At 36.6% G+C, this 10,543-nt stretch carries 7 protein-coding genes; all 7 read right to left on the bottom strand.

From position 1 onward, the window contains the following. Positions 1-74 precede the first annotated feature (74 nt). The 7 genes from AC4PL9_RS07865 to AC4PL9_RS07835 all read right to left on the bottom strand — a co-directional run bounded on the left by AC4PL9_RS07865 (position 75) and on the right by AC4PL9_RS07835 (position 10,490). The gene (locus AC4PL9_RS07865; RefSeq protein WP_491604202.1) at positions 75-2,867 is read right to left on the bottom strand and encodes a hypothetical protein; all 2,793 of its coding nucleotides are present in this window, start codon (positions 2,865-2,867) and stop codon (positions 75-77) included. Between the two features lie 198 nt (positions 2,868-3,065). Further along, positions 3,066-4,352 carry a citrate synthase gene (locus AC4PL9_RS07860; RefSeq protein WP_491604201.1) on the bottom strand — a complete coding sequence of 429 codons (1,287 nt, stop codon included), beginning with the start codon at positions 4,350-4,352 and terminating at the stop codon, positions 3,066-3,068. 203 nt (positions 4,353-4,555) lie between these two features. After that, positions 4,556-5,020: a thioredoxin family protein gene (locus AC4PL9_RS07855; RefSeq protein ID WP_491604200.1), complete on the bottom strand. Its 465-nt coding sequence runs from the start codon at positions 5,018-5,020 to the stop codon at positions 4,556-4,558. 2 nt (positions 5,021-5,022) lie between these two features. After that, complete coding sequence (locus AC4PL9_RS07850) at positions 5,023-7,209, bottom strand: S9 family peptidase (RefSeq protein ID WP_491604199.1); 2,187 nt, start codon at positions 7,207-7,209, stop codon at positions 5,023-5,025. Between the two features lie 168 nt (positions 7,210-7,377). After that, positions 7,378-8,112, bottom strand: coding sequence for a DUF1702 family protein (locus AC4PL9_RS07845; protein WP_491604198.1), 735 nt, complete (start codon positions 8,110-8,112; stop codon positions 7,378-7,380). Then, positions 8,112-9,797, bottom strand: coding sequence for an NAD(P)/FAD-dependent oxidoreductase (locus AC4PL9_RS07840; protein ID WP_491604197.1), 1,686 nt, complete (start codon positions 9,795-9,797; stop codon positions 8,112-8,114). The genes AC4PL9_RS07845 and AC4PL9_RS07840 overlap by 1 nt, the downstream gene beginning before the upstream one ends. Positions 9,798-9,875: 78 nt before the next feature. Beyond that, positions 9,876-10,490, bottom strand: coding sequence for a hypothetical protein (locus tag AC4PL9_RS07835; protein ID WP_491604196.1), 615 nt, complete (start codon positions 10,488-10,490; stop codon positions 9,876-9,878). Between the last annotated feature and the right edge of the window lie 53 nt (positions 10,491-10,543).

The raw sequence follows: 10,543 nt of genomic DNA, 5'->3' as shown, positions 1-10,543 counted from the left end.
CAACGTAGGGGAATAAAACATGATAAATATCAGGAAATGAGGTGATAATTGTCAGATGGATAAATAACCTGTTTTCATAAATCAGAGTAAATTCTACTTTGTCGTTTTGTAAAATGATAAACATTATACAAAGGAATATCAAAAGCTATTCCCGCCGAAAAACGAATCGCACCAAAAAGTTCAGTCTCTTCTTCTCCAAATGATCTTAGCTTAGGAGTGAATTGGGTTCCTATTGTAAATACAAGTGGTGTTTTTTTTATTCCGTGCATATAGTATATTCCAGGTGCTAAAAACTGCTCGAATACAATCTTTTTGGGAAGAGATGGTTCTTCTCCATTCGTAATACGAAATGAAACTACAGCCCCTATATCAATGATTGATAAAAGAATGCTGTTTGAATTTCCTTTGAGATATTTATATTGACCATTTTTCTTAATATATGAAGATCGTTTAAGGGATAGAGGGCTATTACATTTTGATTTTGTGCCCCAAGACAAGCTAACACCTATTGGACAGCTAAATCCGGTAACTCCCGCCCAACTATTATCCACTTCTTCTTTGAAGAAAAGTTTTTTCTTTGTTACTTCCACCCCAGCATAAAGTTGAGGGAATGAGTTAAGATCTATACTAAAACGATTGTTTCGTTTAATCTTATAGGAGCTTACAGGAGCTGCTTTGGACGTAATTAGTTTACTTAGGTCTTTACTGTTTTCAACCGTTAATATGTCGACAATAAAACTTAAGGTATTAATAATGTGATCTAACACAATAGAAGAGTTATTAAGAATATATATAGAATCTTGATCTGAATACTGAAAAAGTTTCGTGTAGAGATAATAGGAAATAAAATCCTTATTATTATTGTCTGATTTGGAAATCAGTGTATTAAGGATGATGGATTGTTTTATTGTGTCATTAAAAGGATAGATAGTATCTTTTTCTTTTACGTGAATCTGTATTTTTTCATCAATTTTTGTAAAGGCACTATCCAAGTCTATTGTGTCACTATTACAAGTAATTATAATAGAATCTCTGTGATAAGCAATGATAGTATCCCGGTAGCGTAAAAAAAATAACTTTTTTTGTGGTTGAAACATATCATTGAAATATTCTTTTTTGAAATATTCTTTTTTTATCTGCTTATACTCTTTTTTGTTGTTTATCCGTTTTATATTTATTGTATCAAAAGCCTTGTAAGCATTATATAAGTCTTTATAATTAGTTGGCTTTTCTTTATATTTTTTTCGTATGAAAATTTCAAAATCTGTATTATTAATAGGTTTAGACTGATTTATTAATAATTGAAGTAAATGAGACGAGTGATTAACCATGGATCCGAAGTTTTTTGCCTCAATAGATTTTTGGATTTCAATAGCAGTATGTATCACTTCTATATACTTTACAATCTCTCCCTCTTCTTCAAATAATGTAGATATTTCACTTATAAGATCTTCAATAGCGTTCCAATACTGATATAAATTAGATACTCCATTTCCTTTTCCTTGGTCAGAATTTGTTGCTAATTCTCGAAGTACTTGTTCTAGACGGTTATATTTTACTATTATATAAGGAATTCTTTTTTTTACTCTTGTTGTATCGTAATCTTCACCTAAAATAGACTTAAGGTCTGAATGTAGGTAATGATTAATGTATTTTTCACCAAAGTATGAATTCTGTATTTTATTCCAATCGGAGATCTTTGGAAAATAATGTGTAGAATTATATGTTCGCAGATTGTTATTAAAGTAGTTAACTAACTTAAGTAGTTTATATGATACTTTTTTTTCACATAATCCATTGTTCTTAATTGTTAACTCTATTAAATCAAAAAAATTGGTTCCTTGTTTTATTTCGTCAAGAATTTCAATAATCGTAGCGTAATAGCAAATTTGATCCTTAAGAAACAACGATTTTGAATGGTTTTCATCGCAACGAGATTGTTTTTTACTACAGCTTTTTAAGACAGATTGTCTGATATTCTGTTGTATTGTTGTTAAATCATAGGCAAATGCTTCTTTCCAACTTTTTCCAAAACTAGGATTGGAGTATATTTGGATAGAGTTTAACATTTTATAGGTTCGTGGAAAGACTATTTTTAAGATAGAATCTGTTGCAATATTGTTACGAAATTTATCGATAAATGTCAAAGCAACTTCTTCTTTAAACCGATTGGCAATAAAAATGGCCAAGGCGTCAATCATATCATTTTGAGAAGGTATTTTGTATTGTGGAATCTCTATATCCGAAAAGGAAAAGTCAAAATTATCTGTAGCTTCGGAAATTTGAAAATTGAGAGATTCTTTGAATTTACTATCTTCTTTTAGATGAATATTCTCTGTTTGTAATTGTGAATTTTTGCTTAGTCTTAATAGATAATTTAATTCGGATCGTAGTGATAATTGACTTAAACGGATATCATGATTGATAAACTCAATAGAGTCTCTTTTATCATTATTAGAAATAGAATCTAATGTATTTATGTTATTTGTAATACTAGATCGAATTCTTTCTATTAAAGTATTTATTTTACTAGTGTCTCTTAATAACTCATAATAGGCCTGGTTTAGAACTAGAAATTTTTTTTTGTTTAAAAAATTATAATTGATAGGAGAGATAGAGTCATTTTTACTTTTGAACAGAAATATAAGACTATCTAGAAAATCTCCTTGGTTTAAATCTTCTTTAAATCTTTTATACTTCTGATCGGCGGTATCATTAAATTGATAGTTATCATTAAGTATAGTGTGCCATGCAACAAGGTTTTGGGAGACATAAAAAAGATCACTTTCTAGTGTATCTTTTTGCGAGAAGCTTTTCAGGGATAAAATAAAGAAAAAAGCGACTAATAATGTTTTAGGTAGTTTCATAAGGCAGTAGTTGTTAGTTTTCAGCTAATTAAAAGAGAAAAAGCAAAAGGAACAAGTAAATTATTGAAAAATAATTTGTTAACAGTTTGTTTTTCTGTATTTAAACTGAGGTGTTTAGTATAATTAGAGATATTACAAATTAAAAAAGCGCAGATAAAATCTGCGCTTTGAACTAATAAGTAAGGAAATTAATTCCTGTTATCTTTTTTCGATATCTACATAATCACGCTCTGTAGCACCTACGTATACCTGTCTTGGTCGTCCGATAGGTTCTCCGTTGCTGATCATTTCTTTCCACTGAGCAATCCATCCAGGAAGGCGACCTAATGCAAACATTACTGTAAACATTTCTGTTGGAATACCAAGTGCACGGTAAATGATTCCAGAATAGAAGTCTACGTTTGGATACAGGTTACGTGATTTGAAGTAATCATCCTCAAGTGCAACTTTCTCCAGTTTTTTAGCAATATCCAACATAGGATCAACGATTCCCAGTTTTTCAAGAACATCATCACATGCCTTTTTAATAATTGTTGCACGTGGGTCGAAGTTCTTGTATACACGGTGTCCGAATCCCATTAAACGGAAAGGATCTTCTTTATCTTTTGCTTTTGCTACCCATTTGTCAACATCACCTCCGTCATTGTGGATCTTTTCAAGCATTTCAATTACTGCCTGATTGGCACCTCCGTGAAGTGGTCCCCAAAGTGCAGATATCCCCGCAGAGATAGAAGCATAAAGGTTGGCCTGAGACGACCCTACGATACGCACAGTTGATGCCGAACAGTTTTGCTCATGATCTGCATGAAGAATCAAAAGCTTATTTAAGGCACTGATAACAACCGGATCAATATGATACTCTTCAGTTGGCATCGCAAACATCATGTACAAGAAGTTTTCACAGTACTCCATATTGTTTTTAGGGTACATGAAAGGATGACGCATTGCATTTTTATAAGACCATGCCGCAAGTGTCGGCAATTTTGCCAACAGACGGTGAATAGTAAGATCAAACTCAGCTTCCGAACGATTCGGATTCAGTGATTCCGGGTAAAATGTTGAAAGTGAACAAACCATAGAAGCAAGAACTCCCATAGGATGCGCCTTTGCAGGATACGCTTCGAAGAATTGTTTCATATCTTCGTGAACAAGCGTATGCTTGGTAATAGAGCTTTGGAAATTGTCCAACTGTGCTTTTGTAGGAAGTTCACCATAAATAAGCAGATAAGCAACTTCAAGGAATGAAGCTTTTTCAGCTAATTGCTCAATTGGGTATCCACGATACCGCAGTACTCCGTTCTCACCATCAAGGTAAGTAATGGCACTTTTGGTACTACCGGTGTTTTTGTATCCGAAATCAAGGGTTATGTATCCCGTTTTAGCACGAAGGGCCGAAATATCTATCGCTTTTTCATTTTCAGAACCTACAACAACAGGTAGCTCGTGGACTTGACCTTCTAACTCTATTTTGGCTATTTCACTCATTTGTTTTATAAAAAAATAATTGAACTTTTTCTTATCGAGCGACTAATTTAACAAGAAAAATCGTATTCTGGTGCACGCTTTCCGCAAATTTTTAGGGAAAGAAAACAAAAGCAATAGAAACGCTTTAAGTACAATTGTAAAACACATTGTATCTTAATGGATTAATGAAATTTTTGTCGGATAAAAATCAGTCTTACTTCCTATTATTTATGAACTTTTAGTCTGCTGATTAACTTACTGCTATCCATGTATCCTTTCAGGATTTCTAAACGTTTTAGATTGGGAGCCAGCAGGACAAAACTGGGGTAGGACATATTACCATCCAAAAGCATTGCTGCTACCTGATGAAATCCACGTTTTCCTTTTGGAATATAATTATATGTTTTCCCTGAGAAAGTAATATCTTCTTTTTGTTCTGCATCCAGTTTTACACAATAAAAACCGGATAAGTAGTCGACCACTTTTTTCTCTTTGAAAGTGGTCGCATCCATTTTTTTACACCACCCGCACCAGTCTGTGTAGATGTCAATGAAAATCGGTCGTGGTTCTTTTTCATTTAGTAGCATGGCCTCTTCAAACGACAACCATTTTATCTCCTCGGTCAGCTCTTGTGCATACGACCCGAAGGAGATCAGGAGAGTTAGTCCTATTAGAAGTAACTGATTCATAATTATAAGTTCTTAAGGGTGTAATCTAATAACATCGTAAATAGGTGAAGACGGGTATTTCCACCGTAAATACCGTGATTTCTGTTTGGATAGATGAACAAATCAAAGTCTTTGTTGGAGTCTACAAGCGAATTAACCATTTCCATTGCATTTTGCATGTGGACATTATCGTCTCCCGAACCATGGATCAAAAAGTACTTCCCTTCCAGTTTTTCTGTAAAATTAATAGGGGAGTTGTCGTCATATCCATGGGCATTTTCTTGTGGAGTACGCATAAAACGTTCCGTATAGATATTGTCATAGTAACGCCAATTCGTAACGGGAGCAATCGCTATTCCCATTTTAAAATGGGGAGCTCCTTTTGTCATGGCCAAAGAAGACATATAGCCTCCGTAGGACCATCCCTGTATACCTATGCGGTTTTCATCTACGTAATCATACGTTTTCAGTACTTTCGCAGCTGCAATGAAATCTTCCAGTTCAAGTTTTCCCAACTGGAGATAAGTCGATTTTTTGAAATCGGCACCTCTATACATCGTTCCTCTGGGGTCAACCGATACAACAATGTATCCTTTTTGAGCCAATAACTGGTGATACATATATTCCATGCTTCCCCAGGTATCCTCTACAGTGTTACTGCCCGGACCTCCGTATACATGAACAAATACGGGATATTTTTTTGTCGGGTCAAAATCAGCAGGTTTAATCATCCATGCATTAAGATCTGTTTCGTGCCCTTTGAGCGTAAAAAATTCTTTTTTAGATAGTGGGAAGTTTTTCATCCGTTCAACCAAAGCAGAATTATCTTCCAGGACGGTAATTTGCTTTCCGGAAGCTTCATGTAAAGAGACTACATAAGGAGTATTCGCATCAGACCAGGTTTGTACGTAATACTTCATACCCGTTGAGAATTCGGCATCCGTGTGTCCTCTTTGACTGGAAAGTTGCTTTCGTTTTTTGTTTTTTATCGAAATCTGGTATAAATCCTGTTGAGTGGCTCCGTTTTCAGCAGAGGTATAATAAATGATTCCTTTATCATTGTTTATTCCTTTGAACTCAATTACATCCCATTTTCCTGACGTAATTTGTTCGATTTTTCCGTCAAAATATATTCTGTAGATATGATTATATCCATCCATTTCAGAGGTGCGAATGAAGGATTTACCGTCTTTCATGAAGAGTAAATTATCATCAATCTCAACATAAGCCCGGTCTTTTTCTTCATAAATTATGGTTGCCTCATTCGTAGAGCCGTCAATCAAGTGATATTGCAGATGGTTCTGGTGACGGTTTAATGTAAGGGCAATTAATTTGTCATCCAAAGGTGAGTAACTTATACGGGGAATGTATTCGTACTCTCCCAGCTGGACGGGAGTCGATGTATTCTTTTCGGAATCATAAATATGTAGGGTAACTTTGGAGTTGTCTTCTCCTGCCTTTGGGTATTTGAAAGTGTATTGATCCGGATACAGTTCAAAATAATAAGTCATTGTAAATTCCTTTACATCGCTTTCGTCAAAACGCAGATAAGCAATTTTTTTACTGTCAGGTGACCAGTTATAGGCTTTTGTGATGGCAAATTCTTCTTCGTACACCCAGTCTGTTGTTCCGTTGATAACATGATTGATACTACCATCCGTTGTTACCGCTGTAATGGTACCGTCAGCCAGATTTCTTATATAGATATTGTTTTCGTGAATAAAAGCGATCTTTTTCCCATCAGGAGAAAATTCGGCAAGTGTTTGTACGGGATATTGTTCACTTAACGGAGAAATATTGCGTGTTTCCAGATCAAAGATGTAAAAAGTGGCCGTATAGCTCCTTCTGTATACATTTTCATAATCAGTAGCAATTAACAATTTGGTCTCGTCTGCATTGAATTGATAATCATCTACGGTTAATTTCTTTTCATTGTAAACCAGCTCATCCGGATGAACAAAAACTTCCGGTTCAGCAGTAAACGAAAGAAAGGAAGATTTGAGAATAGCATTTCCGGCACGTCCCTGCTGCAGACGTGTGAAATGAGTTCCATCATTCATGGAACGGAAACCCTGTACCCGGCGGCGTGCATAAAAAGCATAATCTCTCCAAATGAGTTCATTGGTCAATTCCTGTTGCTTTTGAGCCGGAACATAGTTAAAAGAACAAACTGCTGAAACGCAGATCATGAAAGCGAAAACTAATTTCATCTATTTCGTTTTTAAGTTTACTGAAAAGCAGGTCCCATTTTAAGCTTTCCGAAATAAGCCCGGATAAAAAAGGTGTCACCTGTTTTACTTTACAAAATGTAACTTTTGGTTTTCAAAAATAATAAACCCTGGAAAACTTCGGGTAGTTTCCTGTGAGTATGCTATACCTTATAACAATTCTTGTTCCAGAATTTGGCATTCGGGAGTTGTTTTTCCTGCATTTTTTCGCGATTCTATCCCATTGAAAACACCTTTTGAGAAGGTATCGCGAAAAGGAGAAATAATCTGTAGGAGATGCTTGATTTCAATATCGTTAATTCCCCCCACAAATACGGTTGCTGTTCCTATACCCTGACTCAATTCATTTTTACGTTCTTCGGGAAATCCCGAAAAAAGTGTGGTGAGTTTTTCAAAGTCTCCCCGTGCATGATAATACAATGCACGTCCGATCCCTGCGTCAAACCCTTCAGGGATATTTTCAGAAGCAAATTCTGGAAGTGACCGGCTTCGAATCGTGAGCCGTGATCGGAAAAGTCCATAAAAATAACCGATTCCATCCCAAATCTTTTGTTGTTTATCTTTCGGAAACCGAATGACAAAATCGGAGGGGGAAGGATAACCGGAAATACCGATTGCCCAACCTAATCCTATTAATAATTGAGAGGAGTATTGGTTCTCGTAGTTATCATAAAAAGCTTTCCATTCAGAGAGATCGTTGGTCTCTATCCCTTTTTGTGCTAATAATTTGGATAGAGCTTCATAAGCAACAGAGGTAAATACCGACGAATTTTGGTCAATCTTTTGTACAATAGATTCCAATGGTAATTGTTCCCAATCGGATTCAACCGATCGAAACAAATCCATAATTTCGGAAACATTCTGTTCAATTTGTTGTACAGACATTAGCTAACAGTTTCTTTTACCGGATAAAACCACATAACGCGAACCTGTTCGTTCATTTCTTTATCCGGAGCAATTGAAGTATTGAGGGGATGATTCTCTTCAGGGAAAAGTTGCATGGTATAGGGATCGACAGGAATATCCATAGGAGTTCCATGCACCTGATTGGAAATCAACCGGAAAATTTCGGCGGCAATTTTTTCGAGTTTTTCCAGATTCTCTTCAACTTTCGTAATCAATTCGCGAGGAGAAAATTGTTCTTCAATTCCCTTGTGAAAGTCCCGAAGGAACTGAATATCAAACGGATCAATATAACGCTCTGTGAAATTGCCGGTATCATACGGTAACCACTCAAGGAATACTTTTTGCATTTGATTGTTTAGTGCTCCGAATCGGCGGCCTGCGCTTTCGTCATTGGAAAACAAGCGCTTTAGTACACTCAGATTGGTATAGCCTTTATTTGTAAAGAGCAGACATGGAATCCCCCAATAGATTGCCCAATCCCAAAAGATTTTAATGACCATAATCTGTGTTGATCCCATGAGCTGATACTTGTTTTGGTAAACAGGAATCCAACTATCGAATAGTGCCAGGTGCGTTTTTTCATATACGCTGGCGTGGAGTTCTATTGATTCTCCATTCATATCCCGGGTGATCAGGTCTGTTAACCAGGTATTGTTCATGGAGATGAAATCGGTTCCGGGAGAATAGAAGGGATCAAGAAATGCTCCCGACTCTCCTGTAACTGCCCATTTTTCAGCCGAATAGATTCGACCGCTGTTATGGGCATAGTGTTTAAGAACTTTAAAGTCCAAAACATGGTCCAACAGGGGAGAGATCATCTGGTGTGCCAGCGGTTCATGCTTTTCCATCCAGGACATAGCCCGTTCTAGTCGGTTAATCTCAGTAAACGGATGAAGATCTCCGTCCGCTACAATCCCAACAGAGGTAGCCCCTGAGGACAACGGAATTAACCAGACCCAATAACCTTTGTCCATTAAGTGAATGGTTCCCAGACGTCGTAGCCCGGGTTCCAGGAAAGATTGCCACTTCTCGTCTGACGACCAGTCGGTCACATCAATTTCACGGTCTACCCGAAACCATACTGCATTTACATTGTGATCAATTTCTTTTGCAAACCCGAGCTTTCGTTTCAATAATGCATGGCGACTGGTAGCATCTACCACCCATCTTGCAGAAACGGTTTGTTCTTTATTCGTATCTGTCGAAAAACGAACTTCGTGAAATGTATCGGGAGAAAGTGTAACATCTTCTACTTTAGCACCGAGTATAATTTCATTTCCTCTCTCTCTTGAACGGCGAATAAGTTCATTTTCAAGTGTTCCTCTGTCAAGCTGATGGCTGGGTACAGGAAGTCGTTCTCTCGGACCCAATTCAACTCGTTTTTCTATAGTGTCTTTGTGTCGTGGAGAAAAGAAAAAGCGCAGCCCGTGTTTCGGCAATTGTTTTTCATCCAGATAACCTTTTAAGTCAAGAACTTCGCGAAGATAGTATGTCCCCAGTTCTACAGTAGATTCACCTACTTTATGTGCAGCAGTCGGAGCAGACTCACCTCGTTTTTCAAGTATAAGAATTTGTGTTTCAGGTCTCTCTTGCTTTAACTGAAGGGAGAGCGTAAGTCCGGCAAGACCACCTCCCATAATAACGACATCGTAATCAGGCTTCATAGTAACTTCTTCGATTAATGTTATACAACAACAGTAAAAGTAGAAAATTGTTCGATTAACAGTACTCCCGGGAAGTGACTATTTCGCTTTCCGCATCATTTTACTATTAATCGCTTTCACCAAACGGTTTTCCTTTTTCTGAAAGAAGGGGGCTCCGGCATGTGTTCTTACATAGAACCAATTGGGTTTACGGTACTGTCTGAACTGATCATCTAGTAATACGAAAGCACTGAAGACGTAACTCGGATGTTTTTCTGTTTCTCCGTCCGGAAGGTAGTGTACAACCGAGTCGGCAATTACACGCGATACCTCTCCAATCCTGAACTGAGTGATATTGATAGTATCTTTATTAACGATTTCGTGATTGAATCCGTAAAAAGTGGTAGCATCAAAATCTTTATTTTTTACAAATTCTTTGTCTTTGGAGTAGAAGAATAGAACCTTACTAAAGGTAAAGTGTTCTCCAAATGCTTTTGCCAGTTTTTTATTTTTTTCCAGTAAATCTGCCTGGTAACGTTGCGCAGCAGCGTCACCCTGATTTTTTCGTATAATTTCTGTTGTGCTTTCACGGGAAAACAATTGAACCAGAAGGTAACCGTTTTGAATGACTTCCAGATTTTGTTTCAGAGATCCTTGCGAAAGAATACCCAGAGGAGTGAAAATAATCAGACTAATGAAAAAAAGTTGGCGCATATTTTTCTTCCAAAAATACATAATTTTACCAGTACGGAAGCGTAAAGAGAAAT

The sequence above is a fragment of the Wandonia sp. genome, from assembly GCF_984588085.1.
Note: the sequence above shows the minus strand (reverse complement) of the source record. Positions and strands in the feature narration are given on the sequence as shown.